This is a genomic window from Desulfofundulus thermocisternus DSM 10259 (assembly GCF_000686645.1).
Taxonomy (GTDB): domain Bacteria; phylum Bacillota; class Desulfotomaculia; order Desulfotomaculales; family Desulfovirgulaceae; genus Desulfofundulus; species Desulfofundulus australicus.
Genome location: NZ_JMLG01000002.1, coordinates 107,524 through 131,459, shown reverse-complemented (window position 1 = coordinate 131,459; position 23,936 = coordinate 107,524). Strand labels below are relative to the sequence as shown.

The 23,936-nt window shown below is 52.4% G+C and carries 21 protein-coding genes; all 21 read left to right on the top strand.

The window, feature by feature from the left end; translation table 11 throughout:
• Window positions 1-25: 25 nt before the first annotated feature.
• The 21 genes from BR83_RS0102690 to BR83_RS0102585 all read left to right on the top strand — a co-directional run bounded on the left by BR83_RS0102690 (window position 26) and on the right by BR83_RS0102585 (window position 23,926).
• Entirely contained in the window at window positions 26-1,336 is a 1,311-nt protein-coding gene (locus tag BR83_RS0102690; RefSeq protein WP_051617865.1) for an MFS transporter, read from the top strand.
• 227 nt (window positions 1,337-1,563) lie between these two features.
• Window positions 1,564-2,400, top strand: coding sequence for an IclR family transcriptional regulator (locus BR83_RS14880; protein ID WP_051617773.1), 837 nt, complete (start codon window positions 1,564-1,566; stop codon window positions 2,398-2,400).
• A 781-nt stretch (window positions 2,401-3,181) separates the two neighbouring features.
• Window positions 3,182-4,183, top strand: a complete 1,002-nt coding sequence (locus BR83_RS0102675; protein ID WP_027355779.1) for a hydroxyacid dehydrogenase — start codon at window positions 3,182-3,184, stop codon at window positions 4,181-4,183.
• A 33-nt stretch (window positions 4,184-4,216) separates the two neighbouring features.
• Window positions 4,217-5,347: a 2-oxoacid:acceptor oxidoreductase subunit alpha gene (locus BR83_RS0102670; protein WP_027355778.1), complete on the top strand. Its 1,131-nt coding sequence runs from the start codon at window positions 4,217-4,219 to the stop codon at window positions 5,345-5,347.
• 42 nt (window positions 5,348-5,389) lie between these two features.
• A complete protein-coding gene (locus tag BR83_RS0102665; RefSeq protein WP_027355777.1) occupies window positions 5,390-6,208 on the top strand; it encodes a thiamine pyrophosphate-dependent enzyme in 819 nt (272 codons plus the stop codon).
• A gap of 16 nt (window positions 6,209-6,224) precedes the next feature.
• The gene (locus BR83_RS0102660; RefSeq protein ID WP_027355776.1) at window positions 6,225-6,761 is read left to right on the top strand and encodes a 2-oxoacid:acceptor oxidoreductase family protein; all 537 of its coding nucleotides are present in this window, start codon (window positions 6,225-6,227) and stop codon (window positions 6,759-6,761) included.
• A gap of 106 nt (window positions 6,762-6,867) precedes the next feature.
• Complete coding sequence (locus BR83_RS14875; protein ID WP_162164748.1) at window positions 6,868-8,466, top strand: FAD-dependent oxidoreductase; 1,599 nt, start codon at window positions 6,868-6,870, stop codon at window positions 8,464-8,466.
• Between the two features lie 118 nt (window positions 8,467-8,584).
• Window positions 8,585-9,592 carry a TAXI family TRAP transporter solute-binding subunit gene (locus tag BR83_RS14870; RefSeq protein WP_051617768.1) on the top strand — a complete coding sequence of 336 codons (1,008 nt, stop codon included), beginning with the start codon at window positions 8,585-8,587 and terminating at the stop codon, window positions 9,590-9,592.
• Window positions 9,593-9,674: 82 nt separating this feature from the next.
• Window positions 9,675-11,597 carry a TRAP transporter permease gene (locus BR83_RS0102645; RefSeq protein WP_027355775.1) on the top strand — a complete coding sequence of 641 codons (1,923 nt, stop codon included), beginning with the start codon at window positions 9,675-9,677 and terminating at the stop codon, window positions 11,595-11,597.
• Window positions 11,598-11,600: 3 nt separating this feature from the next.
• The gene (locus BR83_RS14865; protein ID WP_034634336.1) at window positions 11,601-12,683 is read left to right on the top strand and encodes an Ldh family oxidoreductase; all 1,083 of its coding nucleotides are present in this window, start codon (window positions 11,601-11,603) and stop codon (window positions 12,681-12,683) included.
• A 30-nt stretch (window positions 12,684-12,713) separates the two neighbouring features.
• Window positions 12,714-13,124 (top strand): PaaI family thioesterase, encoded by a 411-nt coding sequence (locus BR83_RS0102635; RefSeq protein WP_027355774.1) that lies wholly within the window; start codon window positions 12,714-12,716, stop codon window positions 13,122-13,124.
• 418 nt (window positions 13,125-13,542) lie between these two features.
• On the top strand, window positions 13,543-14,550 hold the full coding sequence (locus BR83_RS0102630) for a hypothetical protein (protein WP_157832951.1): 1,008 nt from the start codon (window positions 13,543-13,545) through the stop codon (window positions 14,548-14,550).
• A gap of 51 nt (window positions 14,551-14,601) precedes the next feature.
• On the top strand, window positions 14,602-15,423 hold the full coding sequence (locus BR83_RS0102625) for a beta-keto acid cleavage family enzyme (protein ID WP_027355772.1): 822 nt from the start codon (window positions 14,602-14,604) through the stop codon (window positions 15,421-15,423).
• 35 nt (window positions 15,424-15,458) lie between these two features.
• A complete protein-coding gene (locus BR83_RS0102620; RefSeq protein ID WP_027355771.1) occupies window positions 15,459-16,514 on the top strand; it encodes a zinc-dependent alcohol dehydrogenase in 1,056 nt (351 codons plus the stop codon).
• A gap of 97 nt (window positions 16,515-16,611) precedes the next feature.
• Window positions 16,612-17,385 carry an SDR family NAD(P)-dependent oxidoreductase gene (locus tag BR83_RS0102615; protein ID WP_027355770.1) on the top strand — a complete coding sequence of 258 codons (774 nt, stop codon included), beginning with the start codon at window positions 16,612-16,614 and terminating at the stop codon, window positions 17,383-17,385.
• Window positions 17,386-17,605: 220 nt separating this feature from the next.
• Window positions 17,606-18,793, top strand: a complete 1,188-nt coding sequence (locus BR83_RS0102610) for a CaiB/BaiF CoA transferase family protein (protein ID WP_027355769.1) — start codon at window positions 17,606-17,608, stop codon at window positions 18,791-18,793.
• Window positions 18,794-18,832: 39 nt separating this feature from the next.
• Window positions 18,833-19,990, top strand: a complete 1,158-nt coding sequence (locus BR83_RS0102605) for an acyl-CoA dehydrogenase family protein (protein WP_027355768.1) — start codon at window positions 18,833-18,835, stop codon at window positions 19,988-19,990.
• A 55-nt stretch (window positions 19,991-20,045) separates the two neighbouring features.
• On the top strand, window positions 20,046-20,903 hold the full coding sequence (locus BR83_RS0102600; RefSeq protein WP_207640168.1) for a 3-hydroxyacyl-CoA dehydrogenase: 858 nt from the start codon (window positions 20,046-20,048) through the stop codon (window positions 20,901-20,903).
• A 12-nt stretch (window positions 20,904-20,915) separates the two neighbouring features.
• Window positions 20,916-21,692 (top strand): enoyl-CoA hydratase-related protein, encoded by a 777-nt coding sequence (locus tag BR83_RS0102595; protein ID WP_027355766.1) that lies wholly within the window; start codon window positions 20,916-20,918, stop codon window positions 21,690-21,692.
• A 37-nt stretch (window positions 21,693-21,729) separates the two neighbouring features.
• Window positions 21,730-22,905, top strand: coding sequence for a thiolase domain-containing protein (locus BR83_RS0102590; RefSeq protein ID WP_027355765.1), 1,176 nt, complete (start codon window positions 21,730-21,732; stop codon window positions 22,903-22,905).
• 4 nt (window positions 22,906-22,909) lie between these two features.
• A complete protein-coding gene (locus tag BR83_RS0102585) occupies window positions 22,910-23,926 on the top strand; it encodes a hydroxymethylglutaryl-CoA synthase (protein ID WP_027355764.1) in 1,017 nt (338 codons plus the stop codon).
• Window positions 23,927-23,936: the final 10 nt, after the last annotated feature.

The window sequence follows — 23,936 nt, the reverse complement described above, 5'->3', positions numbered from 1 at the left end:
GTTGTGCTAAATGGGGGTGGAAAATTTGACCGTATCAAAAATGGAAGCAACAAGTAGCGCAATGCCGGCGGGAAAGGCGGCAAAACAGAAAAGACCGATTGCGGGTGTGCTCTTGCTCTTATCCTGGGGCCACCTGGTCACCGACATGGCCCAGGGTGCCTTACCCGCTTTGCTGCCGGTATTAAAACAGGCTTTTGCCCTGTCCTATGCCCAGACCAGTCTTTTAGTGCTTGTGTCCAACGTGGCTTCATCGGTTATCCAGCCTGTTTTCGGTTATTTTGCCGACCGGCGTCCGGCCCGCTGGCTTTTGCCGCTGGGTTGCCTGGTGGCCGGCGTGGGCCTGGCCGCTACCGGCCGTTTACCCTGGTTTTCCCTTCTCCTGCTGGCGGTGGCCGTCTCCAGCCTGGGCGTGGCGGCCTACCACCCGGAAGGTTCCCGCGCGGCCAACCTGGCCAGCGGTGTGCGCAAGGGAAGCGGCATGGCCGTATTTTCCGTGGGCGGAAACCTGGGTTTTGGCCTGGGCTCCCTGTTTATGGCCTGGCTCTTGACCCTGGGTGGACCGGAGGCCACGGTTTATTTCGTTTTGCCTGGCCTGGTTACCGCCGGCCTGCTGGTGTTTTGCTGGCCGCGCCTTAATTCCCTGCAGGAAGAAGGGGTAAGGCAGGCTTTAAGAGGCCCTGCAGATGGAAAAGAAAGAAGCGGGACGGCCCTTTCAAGGGAAAACCGGGCTTCCACGCAAACTGCCGGTGTGGAATGGAAAAAGGGAACCCTGGTTGCCTTTACCATGCTCCTCGTTTATATCATTTTCCGTTCCTGGCTGCACGCGGGGCTTTCTACCTACGTGCCCCTTTATTACACCGACTATTTGCACGGCGATGCCCACCTGGCCGGGTACTTTGTTTCCGTCTTCCTGCTGGCCGGGGCTTTCGGTACCCTGTTGGGCGGTCCTTTAACCGACGTCCTGGGAGCCCCCCGGGTGATGGCCGGTTCCATGGCGCTGCTCATCCCCTTGATCTATTTGTTCCTCCATGCCGGCGGCGGTTTGGCTGCCCTGGTGCTGCTGGCCCTGATTGGGGCGGCGCTGATCAGTACCTTTTCCACCACCATCGTCCTGGGCCAGCAGCTCATGCCCGACCGTAAAGGTCTGGCCAGCGGCTTTACCATTGGCTTTGGTGTGGGTATGGGCGGCGTGGGAGTAACCCTGCTGGGGGTACTGGCCGACCACCTGGGCGTACCGGCGGTATTTCAGGCTCTCAACCTCCTGGCGGTAGCAGGACTCCTGCTGGCTTTGTTCCTCATCCGGCGCTTCCCGTGGGCTGCTGAAACCAGGGAGTAGATGAGAAGAGATGGGACAGTACGTTTTGCCGCTCGAAGCCATGATTCCGGCCCGGCCGGGCTTTTCATAAGTCTTTTCATAAGTATAGTTGAAAGGTTGTTGAGTTTCGTTTCTTTGCCCGGATACTGTTGACAGGATGGAACCAAAAACCGTATAATTTTAGGGAAATGTGGTTCCAGGTATGAAACTTTGGGAAAATTAAATTAAAAAAGACAAGGGGTTTGGAAATGCTAAACGAAAGTAAAAAGAACAGGTCAGAGGTTCCGGCCGTAGAAACGGCCATTAAAATCCTGGAATACCTGAGCCGTTACAAACACCGTTTAAGTACATTATCCGAAATTTCAAGGGATCTATCAATTAACAAGAGCACCTGCTACCGCATTTTAAAAGTGCTCAATGAGTACCGTTTTGTTTCCTATGATGAAGATTCCAAACATTATAGCCTTGGTTCGTATCTGATTGTCCTGGGAGCCAGGGCGGCGGAATTTATTGACTACCTTAAAACGGCCAGGCCACATCTGAAATGGTTGGCCGAACAAACCGGGCAAACGAGCGTTCTTGTCGAACCTATATCGGGCAACCGGTTAATGTACGTGGCTAAGGAAGAACCCAACCGGCCGGTTCGCGTTACAGTGAGTATTGGGCAGTATTTCCCCATTACCAGCGCTTCCTTTGGCAAGTGCTTTTTAGCTTTTTTAGATGAAAAAGAGGCAGAGGAAATTATTAGAAAAGTGGGGATCAAGCAGTTTACAAACAAGACCATAACAAATATAGATCAATTCATGGAACACTTAAAGCAAATCCGCGTTAAGGGTTATGCCGAGAGTTATGAGGAGCATACACCGGGGATTTGCGGTGTAAGTGCCCCGATCTTCGACCTGTATGGCAATGTTAGTATGGTCATTGCATGTATCGGACTGGCTGCGCAGATGAACCCGGAAGTAATGCCTTTTTATGCGGAAAAAGTAAAAGAGGCCGCCAGGAGAATAACTGACGCCTTTAGCGGAAAAGAACCATATGCACCGGCAGGCCAGGATGCCCTGATTAGGGAAGCCTTATCTTGAGTTCATGTTCCAGGTGCCGGTAGAAAAGCCCGGAGTTCCCAGATACGAATTCGCGCCCCCGGCAGGGGCTATAAGCCAGGTAATGATGGGGTCTAACGACCCTTTTGAGAAAAATAGTTCATTTCCCCGGGGTGGCCGCCTGAATGCTCGAGGGCAACAATTTCTGAACAGCACTGGCGTTTAACGGCGGGTTCTCACTCGAGAGTCCTCTCTTGCAGCGTTATGGTGCACCCCAAGGTAGTAAAATATAAGCCACCAATTTTTCAGTATATTCTGGAAATATATTATTTGCATAACTTTGTGAATGGACAAAAGTGCAAAAAGATTACAAAGAAACTATTGACATTCACCTTAATGGGCTGGTAAACTTATCTTAGGCACGGAACCAAGTTCCGTATCTGGAACCAAGGGGTCTATCCCCGGCAGAATCCCACTAGGCGCTCGGGTTGCCTTCCAGCAGTGCCCTATACTCCTGGCAGGTAAGAGCCTTTATTGGATAGCCAGATAGCAGGAATATATTTACACAAATGGTTTCCTTATCAGTTCTTTTACAGGTTTCCATATCAAATTAATATCCTCCATTTCTTTTTGCATATTCTTTATGGTTTCCTCAGTTACTTTTTCAATTCCACGCCCAACATTTTGCACCTTCTTCAGTAATCTCTCTATTAATTCCTGCAGCAAGTCCTTTTCATTATTCTTTTTGAAGTTTTTCCATTATTAGAATCTAGTTGAATTTGCTTAGTCTAATATTTGTTTGGAACCTGAGAGGGTGAAATATTTGAATTTTAAGGTTTTACTTACAGAATCCATATCTCCGGTAGGGATTGATCTGCTGCAAAAAAAGGCTCGGGTCGTCATAGCTCCAAGCCCGTCGGAAGACGACTTGTTGCCGCTTATCGGGGACGCCGATGCCCTGCTGATCAGGAGTTCCAGAATTACGGCCCGTTTGATGGAGGCCGGCAAAAGGCTCAAGGTTATTGGCCGCCACGGCATCGGTCTGGACAATATCGATCTACAGTCGGCCACGCGCCTGGGCATAGCGGTGGTGCACACCCCCGGGGCTAACACCAACGCCGTGGCGGAACATACCCTCTGGGCCATGCTGCACTGCGCCCGTAATTTTAACAAGGCAGAAAAAGCCTTCAGGCAGGGTGAATTTTGTGCCGCCGGGTCGCTGCCCGGCCTAGTTCAGAAACTGGGCTACACAACCCTGGAATTGAAGGGTAAGGTGCTGGGTCTGGTGGGCCTGGGCAGGATAGCCTGCCGGGTGGCCGAGATTGCCGGAAAATGTCTTTATATGAGGGTCAAAGCCTATGATCCTCTGGTTTCTGAATCGGTCTTTAAATCCGCCGGGGTCGAGCGCTGCCAGAGCTTGGACGATGTTTTGCGCGATTCCGATTTTATATCCCTTCACGTGCCCTATACAAAGGATACCCATCACCTGGTCGGGGAAAGGGAGTTATTCCTGGTAAAGCCCACGGCATATTTAATCAACACCTCTAGGGGCGGTATTGTAGACGAGGAAGCGCTTTACAGGGCTTTAAAGGAAGGCAGGCTGGCTGGAGCGGCACTAGATGTTTTTGAAAGAGAGCCCCCTGGAAAGGACATGCCCCTGTTCGAACTGGATAACGTCCTGTTAACGCCACACATGGCCGCCATGTCCGACCTGGCACTGATCAACATGGCTACTGATGTGTCACAGGGCATTTTGGACGTTCTGGAGGGCCGCCGGCCGCAGTACCTGGCTAACCCGGAAGTATGGGAAAGTCACCTCTTGTAATTTATCAATTAGTTAAAAGGATGGTGGGCCAATTTGCAGCAGGAAGCAAGACTAATTCAGGGTAACCAGGCCATCGTCGAGGGGGCTATCTACGCCGGGGCCAGGTTTTATGCCGGTTACCCGATTACCCCTTCTTCGGAGATTGCCGAGGAATGCTCACGGGTCATGCCCAAGGTCGGTGGCGTGTACATTCAGATGGAAGATGAAATCGCCAGCATAGCCGCCGTGGTGGGGGCTTCTCTGGCAGGCGCCAAAGCCTTCACGGCCACCAGCGGACCGGGATTTTCGCTGATGCAGGAAAACCTGGGCCTGGCAGTAATGGGTGAAGTGCCCTGCGTGATTATAAACGTACAGCGGGCCGGCCCCAGCACCGGCCTTGCCACCAGGCCCGCCCAGTCGGACGTAATGCAGATCCGGTGGGGTCGGCACGGGGATCAGGCGATCATTTCTCTTTCGCCCTCATCGGTGAAAGAATGCTTCACCCTGACGGTTCAGGCCTTTAACTTTGCCGAAAAGTTCCGTGTTCCGGTGATCCTGGCCGCCGACGAGATAGTGGGCCACATGCGGGAGAACTTTATAGCTCCGGCCCCGGGCGAATTGGAAGTGATAGACAGGAAAAGGCCCACCGGCCCACCGGATCAGTACAAGCCCTTTGTAGCCGATGAAGACGGGGTAGCCCCCCTGGCTGCCTACGGAGATAAATACGTCTTCCACGTGTCCAGCTCAATGCACGGGCCGGACGGTTACAGCAACAACAGCCCGGCCAACGCCACGTGGCGGGTCACCCAACTGCACCGGAAGCTGGAACTTCACCGGGATGAAATTGTGTTGACCAGGAGCTTTTACACCGACGACGATATTGAGGTGTTGCTGGTAGCTTTCGGTGCTACCACCAGGGCGGCCCGGGCGGCGGCCCTGGAAGCTAGGAAAAACGGCATCAAGGCGGGGGTGCTGCAACTGATCACACTTTGGCCTTTTCCGGATAAGGAAGTGGCCGCCCTTGGACAAAACTCCAAAATGATTATAGTGCCCGAAATGAACTACGCCGGGCAGGTGGCCGGCGAGGTGCAGAAAGCTCTAGGCTCCAATAAGGACATAAGAAGGGTTAACAAGTACAACGGGCAGATCATCACTCCCCATGATATTCTGAAAGTAATGAAATAAGGCCCCGTAAGCCCTTACAACTGCAAGAAGAGAGGTGTTACAGTGTCTTACGCGACAGGCTTGAAGTATTTAAAGGATGGTGTGCTGCCGCACATGTGGTGTCCCGGCTGCGGCAACGGCACGGTTCTGGGGGCCTTGCTGCGGGCCTTTGAGGAGCTGAAGTTTAAAAAAGAGGAGACAGTGGTAGTAACCGGCATAGGCTGCTGGGGAAAGGCCGACGACTACGTGGTCACCAACGCCCTGCACACCACTCACGGTCGGGCCCTGGCCTTTGCCACGGGCATCAAGGCTTTCAACTCCAAGCTTAATGTGGTGGTCCTGATGGGTGATGGGGACAGCGTAACCATCGGCGGCAATCACTTTATCCACGCCGCCAGGCGGAATATAGACCTTACCGCCATAGTGGTGAACAATATGAACTACGGCATGACGGGCGGGCAGGTTTCCGGTACTACCCCTTCCGACAAGCTTACCAGTACCACCGTTTACGGGAACCCTGAAAGGGAAATCGACATTTGTACCCTGGCCGAGGTGGCTGGCGCCAATTACGTGGCCAGGGGAACCCCCTACCACGGGTGGGAGCTACAGAAAGTGATCACGGAAGCACTGACCAAAAAGGGCTTCTCCGTCGTGGAAGTAATCAGCCCCTGCCCCACCCACTTTGGCCGCAACAACAAGCTAAAGCCGGCCCTGGCCATGTTCAGGTGGCTTAAAGAAAAGGCCATTCCTGTGGAAAAGTACAACCCGGTTACCTACCCCAGAGAGGAAGGCTATTTCCCCATCGGCAGGCTGGTGGACCGGGACGCCCCAGACTTCAACAGCAGGTACGAAGAAATCCGGGCCAGGGCCATGCGGTCTTAGGGAGGCGGCAAGGGAGATGATGGACAAAAAAGACAGGTATGAAGTGATCTTGGCTGGGTCAGGCGGCCAGGGGCTGATCGTTGCCGGCATTATGCTGGCGGAAGCTGCCATACTGGAAGGCAGAAACGTGGTTCAGACTCAGTCTTACGGCATAGCCAGCCGGGGCGGCTTCTCTGCTTCGGAGGTGATCATCGACAAGGACGAAATCATTTTCCAGCAGGTGCAAAATCCCGATGTGGTCCTTGTCCTCACCGAAGGGGCCATGGAAAAGTATGAAAACCTGGCCCGGTCCGGGGTGCTAATTTTTTACGATACCACGATGCTGAAGGAGCGCAACGGGGATAACTTTTACGGCTACCCCTTTACTGAAATAGCTGAAGAACTGGGGTATATGGGTACGGCCAACATGATTGCCCTGGGCGTTATGAGCGCTGTTACCCGCCTAGTTGACCTGGAGAGCTTGGTTAAAGTGGTAAACAGAAGATTTTCAGGGAAAACCGCCGAGATGAACGTGAAGGCCCTGTACACTGGTGCGGGTTTGTTCAGAAAATAGGGTTTCCACTGAAAACTGGACCCCGAGCTTGAAGTGTCCAATGTTTTTTCGAAGCGCTATCAATGCGGGAAGGAGTTGACCCCGTAAAACCATGGGAGAACTGGAAGTGAAAACAAAAGCCCCCTGCAGGGAGGCCTGCCCGGCGGGAGTTGACGTACCGCGTTATGTCAGGTGCATCAAGGAGGGTAAATTCGACCAGGCATTGTCCGTAATCCGCGAAAGAATACCCTTTCCCGCAGTGTGCGCGTACGCCTGCGTCCATCCCTGCGAATCAAAATGCGCCCGCCAGCAGTACGACGAGCCCGTAGCCATTCGCATGTTGAAGCGGGCGGCGGTAGAAAAGGGCGGGGAAGCATGGAAGGGTAAATTAGGCCCGATCCCGCCCACTGGCAAAAAGGTGGCCGTGGTGGGAGCCGGCCCCTGCGGATTGACGGCGGCCTACTACTTGGCTGGAAAGGGACACCGGGTCACCGTTTTCGAAGCCATGCCTTCCTCTGGCGGCATGCTGCGCTACGGAATTCCCGAATACCGCTTGCCCAAGGAGGTGGTGGACAGGGAAATCAATGTTATAAAGGATCGCGGCGTGGAAATTAAAACCGGTGCCAGAGTGGAATCGGCCGAAAAACTATTGCATGAAGGATACGACGCCGTCCTTGTGGCCGCTGGGTCCTGGCTGGGATTGGGAATCGAACTTGAGGGCGGGTCGGTAGGGGTGATGGACGGCATATCCTTCCTGCGGGCCGTTAACACCGGAAATCCTCCGGCGGTGGGCGAAAAAGTGCTGGTGGTGGGAGGCGGCAATACCGCCATAGATGCCGCTAGGTCCTCGGTACGCCTGGGCGCTAGGGAAGTGGTGGTGCTGTACCGGCGCACCAGGGCTGAAATGCCGGCCAGCCCGGAAGAGGTGGCGGAAGCTGTCGAAGAAGGGATCAAGTTTGAATTTCTGGCAACTCCTAAAGCGATAGAGAAGAACAATGTTATTTGCGTTAGAATGGCCCTGGGGGAGCCGGATGAAAGCGGCAGGCCCCGCCCGGTTCCGGTGGAGGGAAGCGAGTTCACCATCAGCTGCAACACCATGATCGCCGCCGTGGGGCAGTCCGCCGACGCATTTTCTCTGGGCCTGGAGGGCAATGCCGACGGCACCATTAAGGTGGACCCGGACACTCTGGCTACCTCCCTTAAAGGCGTATTTGCCGCCGGTGACGCGGTTACCGGACCGTCCTCCATCATCCAGGCCATTGCTCAGGGCCGTCGTGCGGCTTCCTCCATTGACAAATACCTAGGCGGTAACGGCGTAATAGACGAAAAACTAGCCGAAGATACCAAAGTCAGCCTGCGGGGAGATGCCCCCAGAGGAACCGCCCGCCACATTGCTCCTGCAATAACCGCCGAAGAACGCAAGGGCGGCTTCAAGCTGGTGGAACAGGGTTACGACGACCTCACCGCCGTCCGGGAAGCGCAACGCTGCCTGTCGTGCGACTTGCGCCACTTTAATGTGGAAGTAAATGTCAACATCTGCAAGGGGTGCGGTTACTGCAAGGAAGTTTGCACCCTGGGCGTCTTCACTATATCAGGTTTTTTCAATTCCTCCGGTTACAAGCCCATGGTGGCGGCTCACACCGAAAAATGCATGGGCTGCCTGAGATGCCTCACGGTCTGCCCGGACTTTGCCATAACTGTTCGGGAAATGTCTGTCCTTAAATAATTTTTTGCACCAACAATTTACCAAAAATTTTTAAAGTAAAAAATTATGGAAAAGGAGGTGGGTAACTACCGAGCTTAAAGTGGATTTATACATTTAAATTTTTGGAGGAGGTAAGAAAATGAAAAGGATTTGCAGGCTCTTAAGTGTTTTACTGGTTTTAAGCCTCATACTGACAGCTGCTGGCTGCGGGGGTCAGAAAGAAAAACCTGCTGAGAACAAAGACAAGAAAAGTGGGGGTGCGGCAGAAACTATTAACCTGACCATTGCCAGCGGGCCGGCGGGAGGGACCTGGTACCCGCTAGGCGGGGCCGTAGCTAAGATAATTCAAAACAATATTCCCGGGGCGGTTGTATCGGTGCAGCAGGGCGGTGGTGAAGCAAACGCCCTGGGCGTGGACAAAGGCATGTATGATATAGGGATTACTTATTCGCACACGGCGGCAGAGGCCCTTGCCGGCAAGGAGAATTTTAAGGAACCGCTCAAAAACATAGCCGGGCTGGCGGGGCTTTACCCCTCGGCACTGCAGATGGTGGTGCGGGCCGATTCCGATATCAAACAAATTGAAGATTTAAAGGGCAAGCGTATTTCGCCTGGTCCCAAAGGGCTATCAGGTGAAACAATGACTAGGTTGGTGCTGCAGGTTCACGGGCTGAAGTTCGAGGATATGGCCAAGGTGGAGCGGGTTTCCTACAGCGACTCGGCCAGCCTGATGCGGGACAGGCAGATTGATATGTATTCCCCGATCACAACCTGGCCGGCCCCCTCTATTCAGGAGGTCGCCCAGGCGGACGGAGTCAGGCTTTTACCCCTGAGGCCGGAAAAGTTTGAGGAGTTAAAGAAGCTCAACCCGGGCTACACTTATATCACCATAAAAGCCGGTACCTATAAAGGTATGGAAGAGGATACGCCCTGCCTGGGCAGCAACGCCATACTGATTATCAGGAAAGACATGCCCGAGGATCTGGCCTACAAGATAGCTAAAGCACTTTATGAAAACCTTGACGAGTTGAAAAGCGTTCACAAGAGCCTGGAATACATGACCAAGGACACCATAGCCAAGGACCTCGGCGTTCCGCTACACCCGGGTGTGGAAAAGTACTATAGGGAAGTAGGTATAATCAAGTAACTTTTTGTGAGTTGGTCCCGGTGCTACGCGATTAGTTGCTGGGGCCAACTTTCCTGAGAATAATCGTAAGGAGGTATTTGTTTTGCCCTCGATCTTGAATGACAGGACTGAAAAAAAACGGCAGTTTCCCTGGGAAAGGATAATCACTGCTGTTGCCGTTATAATGACACTTTTCCAGATATATACAACAATTTTCGGAATTTTCGAGTCTACTCTCCAGCGCTCTTTGCACCTGCTTTTTGCTATTGTCCTTTCCTTTATGATTTGCAGGGTTTCAAAAGCCAAAGACCCGAGGGTTCCATGGTACGATCTGATTTTTATAATCTTGGCCCTGGCCAGCTTCGGGTACGTGGTGGTCAATTCGGGAGATATCGCCAGCCGGTTGGCCTATGTGACACCCCTGACAGGTGTGGAGATGGTTGTGGGAGTTGTGGGCATTCTGGTTTTGTGGGAAGCGTCTAGAAGAATGCTAGGGCGGGCCTTCGCCATTATAATGGCCGCGTTTCTTCTTTATGCCCTGTTCGGGCAGCACCTGCCGGGCATGTTGCGGCACCGGGGATACGACCTGGGCTGGGTTATTGACCACGTATTTTATACTACGGAAGGGATCCTGGGCATTCCCCTGGGCGTGTCCGCTACCTACATTTTTATCTTTATCCTTTTCGGAACCTTCCTTGAGAAAACCGGTGCGGGTGATTTCTTCAACCAGGTTTCCCTAGCCCTCATGGGGAGGTTCAGGGGCGGCCCGGCAAAAACCGCCGTAGTGGCCAGTGGTTTCATGGGCATGCTGTCCGGCAGTGCCGTGGCCAATGTGGTTACCACCGGGGCCTTTACTATTCCCCTGATGAAAAAACTAGGTTACAAGCCTCATTTTGCGGGAGCGGTGGAAGCCTGCGCGTCGTCCGGAGGGCAGTTTACCCCTCCCGTCATGGGCGCAGCCGCCTTCATCATAGCTGAATTTACCGGCATACCTTACATAAAGGTTGCCGCCGCCGCCGCCATTCCTGCCCTGATGTATTTTTTCAGCATTGGTCTTCAGGTTCACTTTAGGGCAATAAAAGAAGGAATCGAGGGGCTACCTAGGGACCAGTTGCCCAGCTTTACCAAGGAATTTGCCAAAGGTTTCCACTACGTATTGCCTTTAGTGGCTTTAGTTTATTTTTTAATCGCGGGTTACACCCCTCTTAAGGCCGGCCTGTACGCCACTGTCACGCTGATAATTGTAACTTTTGCACGCAACCCCAGGTTCATTAAACCGGTGGACTTTTTAAATATATTCGAAGCTAGCGCCCGCACCATCCTGGAAGTGGCCATTGCCTGCGCCGCTGCCGGTGTGATCATTGGCATAATTTCGTTAACCGGACTGGGCCTGCGTTTGAGCACCCTGATCATGTCCCTGGCTGGCGGCAATTCATTCCTGGCACTTCTGTTTACAATGGTAACCGCCCTGATTTTGGGGATGGGTCTTCCCACTGTGGCTGCCTACATTATCCAGGCCGCCCTGTTGGTTCCGGCCCTAGTCCAGCTTGGCATTCCCCTTCTGGCGGCCCACCTGTTTGCCTTTTATTATGCAATTATTTCAGCGGTTACTCCGCCGGTGGCCCTGGCAGCTTATGCTGGCGCCGGCGTTGCCGGGGCCGATGTAAACAAGACCGCGTTAACGGCCTTTAAGCTAGCCCTGGCTGCCTTCATAGTACCTTTTATGTTTGCTTACGGGCCTGCCCTGATACTGATCGGCGAACCAATTGAGATAGTCATTGCCGCCTGCACTGCCTTTGTGGGCATTTTTGCCCTGGCTGCGTCCATTGAGGGCTGGCTGGTTAAGAGGGCCAATCTACTGGAAAGGATTTTACTCTTTGCTGCTGCCCTTTGTTTAATTAAGCCCGGTATATCTACGGATACGGCTGGCATTGCATTAATCGTGCTGGCATTTATCCTGCAAAAATTCCGCAAAAGTGAGGTCAAAAATGAGGTTAAATCAAATTTACCTGGTGGTGTCTTCTAAATTATGAAGGTAAAAGTAAACGTCGAAAGACTTAGAGAATTTTGCCTTGCCCTCTTTTTAAAATTGGGAGTTGCAGAAGAGGCGGCCAATATCATTGTTGATGTTATTTTGGAAGCTGATTTGAGGGGGGTATCCAGCCACGGGCTGTTACGTCTGCCGATTTACGTGAAAAGAATGGAACTCGGGCTGATAAATAACCGGGCAGAACCCTCTGTGGTCAAGGAAACAGTAGCTACGGCCGTTATTGACGGGGACCACGGTATGGGACAGTATGTTGCCACCAGGGCCATGGAGATGGCTATTGCCAAAGCCGCACATACGGGGATAGGGGTCGTGGGGGTGCGGAACAGTACTCATTTTGGGGTGGCTGCTTATTACGCCCTTCTAGCCGTAAAAAAAGAACAGATAGGCATCGTTCTTTCCAATACCACCCCCCTGATGGCCCCCACCGGAGGGTCCAGGCGCCTGGTGGGCAACAACCCCCTGTGCATCGCCGTGCCGGCGTGGAACCATGTGCCTATAGTACTGGACATGGCTTGTAGCAATGTTGCCATAGGCAGGATACAACTAGCCGCAAAGGAAGGTAGGCAGATACCCCTTGGGTGGGGGTTGGACAGGGAGGGAGTGCCCACCACCGACCCGAAGGCGGTGTTGGACGGTGGGCTTTTAGAACCCATGGCGGGATACAAGGGCTACGGGCTGGCCCTGGTGATTGACATTCTGGCCGGGGTATTAACCGGGTCCGGGTTTGGGGAAGAGGTCACCCCGCTGTACTTTGACTTTGTCAACAAGCAGAGGACGGGTCATTTCCTGATGGCTATTAACATCGGTCATTTTATAAATAAGGATCTGTTTTACAGTCGTTTAGGCCGGCTCATTGAATCGGTCAAGAACTCTCCCCGGGCTCCGGAGGTGAAAGAGATTTTTCTTCCCGGCGAAATTGAAGAGAAGAAAAGGCAGAGAAACTTGCTGGAGGGTTTGACCCTGCCCCGGGTATTCATAGGTGAGCTGTCGTTACTGGCGGACAAATTTGGTTTGAGGGATTTGTTTGAAAGGGTTATGAAAACCAATCAAGTTACTATTTAAAAGCAAGCAGCGGGGAGGGGTAACAAATAAATGGTAGACTTGGATTTGCTCCAGGCGGGCAACGTTTGGAAATATATAGGTATGGAAATTATTAGGAATGCGGAGGGGCAACCCGGAGTTCACGTCAGGAATTCGGAAAGTCTCAAGCAGATTTATGGCAGTGTTCACGGCGGGATCATTGCCACGGCGGTTGATGCGGCGGTAGCAGTGGCTGTCAACAGCGCCATTGGTAAAGACTACGGGGCGGCAACGGTGGAATTAAAGGTAAATTTTTTGTACCCTGTTGTTGATTCCGATATATTTGCATTTGCCAGATTAGTTAAAGAAGGAAATTTAATGGTTGGCACCGCTGAAGTGTTTGACAACCAGGGTCAACTGGTGGCTATTGGTACTGCCACTTATAAGGTGAGGCCCCTGCAGGCAAGTAATGGAAACAAATAGGCAGGAAAAGTCCCGGTTTATCTTTTCCGGTCTGCCCATAGGCAGAATGGCGGATGGCCTTCGGGGTTACTCAGTTTTTTTATGCGGCCTCTCCTATTTGGCTATGGCCTTCAAGGGACCAGTCCGATTAGAAGGGCTGGTCACGGTTATCACTGTTCTTACCTTGCTTCAGTGCCTGCCCGCCATAAGTGGCATTACTCGTTTTGCCTGCGCCGGCTTGTTCGGGCTTGGGTCGATATTATTGTTCGCAAGCGGCGCCGATGTCGCTACCTGGTGCAGCGCCGTCACGCAAAACGGTAAAATACTGACTCTCATGATGTTTGTGCCTATGCTTAGCATTCCATTCACTTTTCCGCGCTACCGGCGGTCCCTGGAACATGTGCTGCAAGGGGTGGTGCGGAGCGACGGAGGACTGTATTTGCTAACCCACCTCACGTCTCACCTCATCGGTGTGATTGTCAATATTGCCTGTGTTTCTATAACTTATTACATATTGAAAACGGGCATTGCCGGCAGAAATCTTGATATGCTGGCCAGAGCAACGGCCCGTGGATATACCACTACCTGCTTCTGGTCACCCAATTCGGGGGCGCTGGGTCTGGTTCTGGGTTATTGGGGCGGAAACCTGGTGGACGTTATCCCTGTGGGGCTGCCGCTGGCAGCTGTGGCCCTGGCGCTGGGCTGGGTTGAAAACAGGTTGTGGGGTATGAGGGAGGAGGAGCATGGTAAGGCTGTTTCTCCGGGCAATTCCGGCGCAGCAAAGCATGCCGGGAGCCCCGAGGTATACAGGGATTTTTGCTGGCTTGTTATTGCGGTGATCCTGCTCCTATGCCTTGTAGTTTTTTTGGACTGGGCTACACCTCTGGGCATCCTTACCATAGTTCCCCTGATGTCACTGATCTATCCCTTTATCTGGGCGGTGTTAGCCGGGGAAACCAGGACCCAGTGGATTCACTTCAAAAATTTTCTCAGCGGCGGCTTGCCCAGGATGTCCAACGAAGTGGTAATCTTTCTGGGTGCAGGCTTTTTTGCGGTTGCCGCGGGCAAATCCGGCGCAGTTCAATACCTGACCCGGGTTTTTTCCGGTGTCTCAGACAGCCCCGTTCTTTTAACCGCCGTAATAATCCTCATAGTGGTGGGACTTTCTCTGGTGGGGTTTCACCCCGTACTGACTACCACCAGCATTGTCGCGTCTTTTACTCCCCAGTCACTGGGGCTGCCCGCCGCCCTTTTATCGGTGGTGGTGGTTACAGGCTGGGGGCTGGCTGTAACCTGTTCGCCCTTTTCCGCATGCAGCTTGAGCCTTTCCAACATGACGGGCAACGACCCATTTACTGTAGGCGTCAGGTGGCAGTTAAGGTTTACCCTTTTGCTGTTCCTGGTCGCCCTGGTATATTTTCATTTTGTACTCCTGGCTTTTTTTTAAGCGAACTCAGTAACAACGTGATAAACCAAATAGTTGAGGGGGTAGGGTAGTATGAAGCGAAAGGTAATTATTACGGTTGCACCGGTGGGCAGCGTTCCCACTAAGAAGGATAATCCCCACACTCCCATCACGCCTTCGGAAATTGCGAGGGATGTTGTGGCGTGTTATCACCTGGGAGCTTCGGTGGCTCACATACACGCCCGGGACGACAGCGGAAAGCCCACTGCGGACGTTAACCGTTACAGGGAAATTAAAGAGCTGATTGAAAAGGAATGCGACATTATCATCCAGCTATCCACGGGAGCCAGGACGGGAAACCATTTTGAGCGGGGCGCATGCATCGATCTGAGGCCGGAAATGGCCAGCCTTACCACCGGGTCGTCCAACTTTTCCAACGGCGTCAACCTCAACCCTCCCGACCTGATCGAATACCTGGCCCAGAAGATGTACGAAAATGGTGTGGTACCTGAAATTGAGGTTTTTGACATTTCCATGGTGGATAATGCCAGGTTTTTGCTGAAAAAGGGGGTTTTAAGACCTCCCTTAAATTTTAACCTCGTTTTTAACGTTCCCGGTTCCATGTCCGGGACTCCCAAAAACCTGCTTCACATGGTGGAGATTTTACCTGAGAAGAGTACTTTTTCAGTGACGGCCATTGGCAGGGTGCAGACCGACCTGATAACCATGGCGGTAATTCTTGGGGGTAACATCAGGGTAGGGCTGGAAGACAATCTGTTTTATTCATACGAGGACAAAATATTTGGAACCAACATGATGTTTGTTGAAAGGGCGGTAAGGATAATAAAAGAGCTGGGCAGAGAAGTTGCTCGGCCGGACGAGGCAAGGGAGATTTTACAGTTAGGCCGGAGATAAGGCCAACTATATTTTAAGTGAGGTTGAGCTAGACAGTGAAAGCCCTTGTTAAAAAGTCAACGAAGCAGTATGATATCGAGCTGACTGATTTACAGATTCCTTCTCTGAAGGATGACGAGGTACTCATCAAAGTCACCGCCAGCAGCATATGTGGTAGCGACTTGCACATGTACCTGGGTCATGAGGGATATAGATGGATTAATTACCCCGTGGTACTGGGCCATGAGGTTGTCGGTGTGGTGGAGGCGGCGGGATCTGGTGTGGAACCGGATATAGTGGGGAAAAGGGTGGTTATCAACCCCTACATACCATGCAATGCCTGCGACAACTGCCTTAAGGGGGAAGAAAACATCTGCCAGGCCGGACCGCGCACCCTGACAGCCCCGCCCCTGTCTCTGCAGTTTGGTTTCAGAAGAAACGGCGGTATGGCGGAGTACATGGTTGTCCCCCGGGACAACGCCCTGCCGCTGGGTAATAAAATCTCAGATGAGGTGGCAGCAATTTTGGAATCGGTGGCAGTTGGTGTGCATGCCGTAAACAAGATCGGCGACGTTAAAAACAAGAACATCGTAATTTTTGGCCCAGGGCCCATAGGTTTGGGGATAGCGGTGATCTGTAAGGGGTTGGGATCCGGTAAAACCTTGGTGGCGGGGCTTCCTGACGATGAAGAAAGACTGCAAATAGTGAAAAAAATAAAAGCCATTCCGGTAAGAGTAGATCCTGCTGATTTTTCAGCCTTGGCCGGGCATCTTCAGGATAGGCCCGCGGACGTAGTTTTTGACTGCTCCGGTCATCCGTCAGTGCCGGAAAAGGCCATGTACCTGGTAAAAAAAGGCGGAAAAGTCATTCTGGTGGGAATATCCACGGGCAGGTTTTCATTGCCCATGGATTGCATGGTACGGGGAGAAATCGGCCTAAAGGGTACCTATGGGACCAGTAAGAAATCTTTTTTGCAGGCTATAGAGTATGCTGGTCTGCCGCAATTCCCTTTTGAACATATTGTCACCGACAGGTTTAGACTGGCAGAGGCCGTAGCTGCTTTTGATCTTGCAAGTAATAAAAAAAGGGGTAAAATATTGCTTTATCCTTAGAAATGGTATTTGTTTTAGAAGGGGACTGAACTGGAGTTTAAGAATCGCAGCAAAGTGAAGCGGTTAAAGAAAATGATTTCTATAAGGGGGCTTATCTTTGAATACTGACTACAAGTCGCTTTTTAACCTGGCCGGTAAGATAGCGCTTATAACAGGGGCAGCCGGTTCCATAGGTCGGGAGTTCGCTGCCGCCCTAGCCCAGAACGGCGTAAGCCTAGCGCTGCTGGATGTCAGGCAGGAAAAGCTGGAAATGCTTAAAAGAGAATTGTCGGGATACCAAGTAAGGGTAGAGATCTTCCCCTGCAACCTCAAAAATACCCGGGAAATAAAAGAATCGGTGGCAAGAGTGGTGGAAAGTTTCGGGAGAATTGATATTTTACTTAACCACGCCGGGTTGAATATCAGAAAACCGGCCCTGGAATATTCCGAGGAAGACTGGCACAGTATCGTTGATGTCAACGCCAAGGGGGCTTTTTTTATGGCTCAGCAGGTGGGCAGATATATGGTTGAGCAGAAAAGGGGCAAGATAATTAACACTGCTTCGGTATCCTCCGTACGCGGGCACCCCAACCTGTGCATATATGCTATGACCAAGGGGGCCGTCGCTCAGATGACAAAAGTACTGGCCAATGAATGGGCCCGCTACAACATCAATGTTAACGCCATTGCCCCTGGATACATAGTTACCGAGCAAACGGAAGAATACTTGAAGGACGAAAAAGTCTATGCCGGTATACTATCAAAAATCCCTATGGGGAGAATTGGCAGGCCCGTAGATTTGGTGGGGACGATGCTGTTTTTGTCCTCGCCGGCCTCGGATTACCTCACCGGCCAGACTATTCTGATAGACGGCGGGAGAACCATTGACTGAACCGGAACATACCTGTCCTTTGATAATTCTATTATTACCTTTCTATTTTCTATTTACAGAAGATATTGACACAATATAATGACTGTTAGTATAATTGTTCCACAAAGGAAAAACAATTCCCTTGGCGGAACACATCAATGTACAGGTCTTCAGTGAGAGGTCATAGCTGGAACCAGGAGCAAATAAAAAATGCAAAAGGACGTAAAAGGAGAGGAGTATTATGGCTGGAGCGTTGGAAGGTATCCGGGTTTTAGAACTGTCGAGAACGTTGGCCGGTCCTTTCTGCAGCATGTTGCTGGCTGACATGGGTGCCCAGGTGATTAAGGTGGAGCAGCCTGGTGTCGGTGATGAGACTAGGGGCTATAAACCGCCCGAATGGGGTGGAGAAAGTTGCTATTATCTTAGCCTGAACCGCAATAAGAAAGGCATCACGTTAAATCTGAAGACCGAAGAAGGCAGGCAAATTGTTAAACAACTGGTTAGCCAGGTAGACGTTCTAATTGAAAACTTCCGTACCGGGACTATGGAGAAATTCGGGTTGGGTTACGAAGTTTTGAAGGAAATTAACCCGCGCCTGGTCTATTGCGCCGTAAGCGGTTTTGGCCGTACCGGACCTATGAAGGATGAACCGGCTTACGATTTGTTGATGCAGGCCTTTGGAGGGCTTATGAGTGTGACCGGTGAACCGGGCCGGCCTCCCGTGAAAGTCGGCTTTTCAGTGGTTGATTTGACCACCGGGCTCTATGCCGCCCTGGGTGTAATGCTGGCGTTGCTGGCCAGGGAAAAAACGGGCCGGGGCCAGTATGTAGAAGCTTCCCTGCTGCAGGCCATAGTATCGCTGCAAACCTACCTGGCCCAGGGGGTGCTGGCCACCGGCAAGATTCCCGGTCGTTTGGGTTCGGCCCATCCCAACGTGGCACCTTATCAGGTATTTGAAACGCAGGACGGGTACATAATCATTGCCGTACCCAACGACTGGTTGTGGAAGAAAATGTGCGATGCACTGGGTCTCGACCACTTAAAAGAACACCCGAAATTCGCGATTAATGCAGACAGGGTAAAGAACCGGGAAGAACTGGTTGCCCTGATGAGTGATTACACCAGGACCAAAACTTCCGCGGAAATCCTGGCCAAATTAAAGGAAGCAGGTGTTCCTTCCGGTCCGATTTACAACATTGCCGAGGTATTATCCCACCCGCAAGTGGTTCACCTGGGTATGATTCAGGAAGTGCCACATCCAACCATCGGTACGATGAAAGTGCTGGGGATTCCCATTATAATGTCGGAAACACCAGGTTCAGTGCGCATGGCCCCGCCGCTGCTGGGACAGCATACCGTGGAGGTGCTTTCCGGCCTGGGATACAGCGAGGAAGACATAAACGAGCTGAAAAAAAAGGGAGTAATTTAAGTTGTTGGTCCAAAAGAAAAAGCTTTGGGAGGGGTAATGGTGGATTTCAATATTAGCGACGAGTTAAAACTGATGGTAGAGACGGTAAAGGATTTTGTGGACAATGAAGTAGATCCCATCAGCCAGCGTATTGACGAAGAAGATCGCATTCCGGAAGAAATCATCGAAAAGGCAAAGGAAATGGGCCTGTTTGGGTTGAGCATACCTGAGGAATACGGCGGCGTGGGTAGCATCGGCATGCTGGGAAAGTGCCTCATTTATGAACAACTGGGACGCACCTGCAACGGTTTTACCACTCTTATCGGTGCTCACACAGGAATAGGTACGGTGGGTATAGTGGAGCTAGGCACTGAAGAGCAAAAGAAAAAGTATCTTCCGGATCTCGCCTCCGGTGATCGCCTGGGTGCCTTCGCCCTCACCGAACCAGATGCCGGCTCGGATGCGGCAAACATCAAGACAACGGCGGTTCGCAAGGGAGATAAATACATCCTCAACGGCACCAAGCACTTTATTACCAACGCTCCCGAGGCGGACATTTTTACCGTAATGGCTGTTACCGACAAGTCCAAGGGACCCAAAGGAATCACCTCTTTTATTGTAGAGAAAGACTTCCCGGGCTTCCGGATCGGTACCATCGAACGCAAGATGGGCTTGCGGGGATCCCATACCGCGGAGGTTATTTTGGAGGACTGCGAGGTGCCGGTGGAAAATGTGCTAGGCCAGGAAGGCCAGGGGTATGTCAATGCCTTAAAAATATTGGCCAACGGACGGGCCGGTTTGGCCGCGCGCAACCTGGGCTCCATGCAAAAACTGCTGGAACTGTGTGTTCAATATGCCCAGCAAAGGGTACAGTTTGGCAAGCCCATCGCATCCTTCCAGGCGGTGCAACATATGCTGGCAGATATGGCTGTCGATATTGAAACTACCAGGTGGTTTACATATCGAGTTGCCTGGATGGTTGACCAGGGCATGAAAGTGATCAAGGAAGCCGCGGCTGTAAAGTATTTTGCTTCCGAGGCCTACTGCCGGGTGGCCGACAAGGCCGTGCAGATTTTTGGCGGGATGGGATACATGAAGGATTTCCCCATCGAGCGGTACTACCGTGACGCCAGAATTACCAGAATCTACGAAGGTACCTCGGAGATCCAAAAGAACATTATCGCAAGCCAGCTGTTGAAGGAATATGCACTGGCCTAGACCGGCCAGACAATCAGCATGTTTAGAGAGATTATTTCTGGGGAGGAGAACAATAATGATAGTTCGAAAGGTTGCCGTGATCGGTGCCGGTACCATGGGAAGGGGAATAGCCCATGTCTGTGCTCTGGGCGGCTTTCAGGTTAACATGCAGGATGTAAGCAGCGAGTATCTGGAAAAGTCATTGAAAATCATTGAGGACAACATGCAAAAAGGGGTGGAACGGGGCAAGGTCAAGCCGGAAGATAAAGAGGCCGCCCTGGCCCGCATCAGCTGTTTTACCGATTTGAAAGAAGCGGCTCAGGATGTAGATCTGGTTATTGAGGCCGTCCCGGAAGATATGAAATTGAAGCAGGACGTTTTCGCCAAGCTTGATGAATACTGCCCCACTCATACCATCCTTGCGACCAACACTTCCTCCATGAGCATTACCGAGATTGCCGCTGCCACAAAAAGACCGGAAAAAGTGATTGGCCTGCATTTCTTCAATCCCGTACACATAATGAAACTGGTCGAAATTGTTTGCGGGCTGGAAACATCGGAGGAGACCTACGCAATCTCTGCAGAAGCCTGCAAACAAATGGGCAAGGAGACTGTAAAAATCAACGAGTTCCCGGGCTTTGTGACCACCCGGATCAATGCGCTCATTGGGAACGAGGCCTTTTTAATGCTTCAGGAAGGTCTGGGTACACCGGAGGACATTGACAAAGCCCTCAAGCTTGGTCTGAACCATCCCATGGGCCCCTTTGAGATGGTCGATCTGGTAGGGCTGGATACCAGGTTAAAAATACTGGAATACCTGCATAAAACCCTGGGCGAGAAGTACCGCCCCGCCCCGCTGCTGGTTAAGTATGTTCAGGCGGGCAGACTGGGACGCAAGGTAGGTAAAGGCGTTTATGATTATACCGAGAAGTAGGTGAAGGACATAATGGGTTTCAAAAACCTTATCTTGGAAAAGGAAGAAGGCATTGCCGTGGCCACGGTTAACCGCCCGGAGGTTCGCAATGCCTTAAACCGGGAAACCTGGCAGGAGATCAACTCGTTGATTGACCAGGTGGAAAAAGATGAGGAAATACAGGTACTGATTTTCACGGGGGCGGGGGATAAAGCCTTTGTGGCCGGTGCAGATGTGGCTTCCCTGAAAGAAAGAACCATGCTGGAAACCTTTGTAAACGAGAACCAGGCCATTTTAAACCGCCTGGCCAACATGGAGAAGGTTACCATTGCAGCCATTAATGGCTACGCCCTGGGAGGCGGCTGTGAACTGGCCCTGGCCTGTGACCTGCGCGTGGCCGCTGAAAACGCCAGGCTCGGCCAGCCGGAACTGAACCTGGGCATTTTGCCCGGAGCAGGCGGCACCCAGCGTCTGGCCCGGCTGGTAGGCATTGGTAAAGCCAAGGAATTGATTCTAACCGGTGAAATCATTGATGCCGCCGAAGCCTACCGAATTGGGCTGGTTAACAAAGTAGTGCCCGCCGGTGAGGCAGTGCGGGCAGCCAAGGAAATGGCCAAGAAGATAATGGCGAAAGGACCTCTCGCCGTTCGTTTTGCCAAGGCAGTGATCAACTGGGGCAGCAATGTCAGCCTTGAATCCGGCTTAATCATAGAAAGACTGGCTCAAACAATACTGTTTGGAACAGAGGATCATTTGGAAGGGTTGACTGCTTTTTTGGAAAAGAGACGCCCGGTTTATAAAGGAAGGTAAAAACAGGTGGCAATTCCTTAAAGCGGGGGAATGAGCGATGAGAAGAGTGGCCATTATCGGCGCCGGGCAGACGCCCTACGGTGAATTCCCCACCCTGGGGGTGAAGGAACTTTTTGCCTGGGCCTTTAAAGACATGCTACATAGTGTGGACAAGGGAATAGATCCCAGAGAAATTCAACTGGCCTATATCGGGTCCCTGAGCGCCGGAAGCGGGTTTCAACTGGGACAACTTGCCGCTCTTTTGATGGGGCATGTGGGGTTGCCTCACGTTCCGGCCATCAGGGTGGAAAATGCCTGTGCGTCCGGTGGTTTTGCCCTGTACAGCGCCATTTGCGCGGTGGCGTCCGGCAAGTGTGATATCGCCCTGGCCGGAGGGATAGAAAAGATGCGGGATGTTTCCTCCACCAAGACGAAATACTGGTTGGGTATTTCCGGGGACACCGAATTTGAAAGGCTGGCCGGGTTGACCTTTGCCGGCATCTATGCCCTGGTGGCCAGCAGGTACATGCACGAGTTTGGCTTAACCCGGGAGCAGCTGGCCAAGGTGGCCGTGAAAAACCACAGACACGGGGCCATGAACCCCAAGGCGCAGTTCCGGAGGGAAATTACCCTGGAAATGGCCGTGGCAGGGGCACCGGTGGCCTATCCTCTGAATATCTGGGATTGTTGTCCCACCACTGACGGGGCTGCGGTGGTCCTGCTGTGCAGCGAGGAGCGGGCAAGGGAATTCACGGATCATCCCGTTTATATTATTGGCTATGGTGCCGGTACCGACTACCTGGCCGTGCAGGACAGGGATTGCATCACCAGTTTCAAGGCCGCCCGCATGGCCGCCCAGCAGGCATACAAGCAGGCCGGGGTAAAACCGGAGGACATTGACTTTGCGGAAGTGCACGACTGTTTCACCATCGCGGAAGTGGTGGCCTACTATGACCTGGGATTCTGCGAGAAGGGAGAAGCCGGCCGTCTTCTTGATGAAGAGGCTACTTCCCTGGGCGGACGTATTCCCGTCAATGTGAGCGGCGGGTTGAAGAGTAAAGGCCACCCCATTGGAGCTACCGGTTGCGGGCAGGCCTATGAAGTATTTAACCAGTTGCGCGGGCAGGCCAAAAACCCGGAGCGGCAGATAAAGAACGCCGAAATTGGCCTTTCCCACAACGTGGGCGGGTCTGGTGGTACGGCGACGGTATTCATTTACAGGCGGGAGGGGTAGCAAGATGGCAGTGGGGATAGTCGGTTATGGCGCATACCTGCCCCGGTTAAGAATAACCAAAAAGGAATACCAGCAAGCCTGGGGTAACTGTGCCGCCGGCATTAAGGAAAAAACCGTCATGGATTTTGACGAAGACGCGTTAACCATGGGCGTTGAGGCGGCCAAAGAGGCCCTGAAATGCGGCATAAACCCCGAAAAGATTGGAATAATATGCTGGGCTTCCACTAATCCTCCTTACCAGGAAAAGATGGTATCGGGAGCCGCTGCGGTTATGCTCGGCCTGAGGGAGGATGTAATAGCTATCGAACACGGCCAGTCCATCAGGGCGGGCAGTGAGGCTTTGTTGACAGCCTGGGCTTTTCTTAGTGCCGGCAGCGGCCGGAACGCCCTGGTGATTGCCGCCGATGCGCCGCGGGCTTGCCCCCGGGAAAGCATTGAACATGGTCTTGGTGCCGGTGGTGTAGCCTATATTTTGGGTACGGAAAATCTCATTGCTGAGATAGACGGCTTCAATTCTTTCGTCAGTGAAATGCTGGGGGAGCGCTTCCGCCCTGCAGGCGACAACAACCTCAGAGATATAGGAGTACGGGCTTTTACGTTCGCATCCTACAACCAGCTGGTCACCCGGGCGCTCCAAAGCCTGATGGAGAAGCTGGGTAGGAAGCCTTCTGATTACAATTACCTGGTTATTCAAGAGATCGATGGCCGCAGTGCGAAGAGTGTGGCCAAAAAACTGGGGTTTGACGAGGAGCAACTGGCTCCCGGCCTGCTTTACGAGCAAACCGGCGACACGGGTGCTTCCTCTGCCCTGTTGAGCCTGGCGGCTGTCCTGGACCAGTCCAAACCCGGGGAAAAAATTTTACTGGCGGCATATGGATCCGGTGCGGGAAGCATGGCCGTTAGCTTAACGGTTACCGGTGCACCTTTAAAGGAAGGAAGAAACACGGTCAAAAAGCAGCTGGATGAAAACATAACCTACCTTGGCTACGCCCAGTACCTGCAGGTTAAAAGATACATCTAGCGAGGTGATT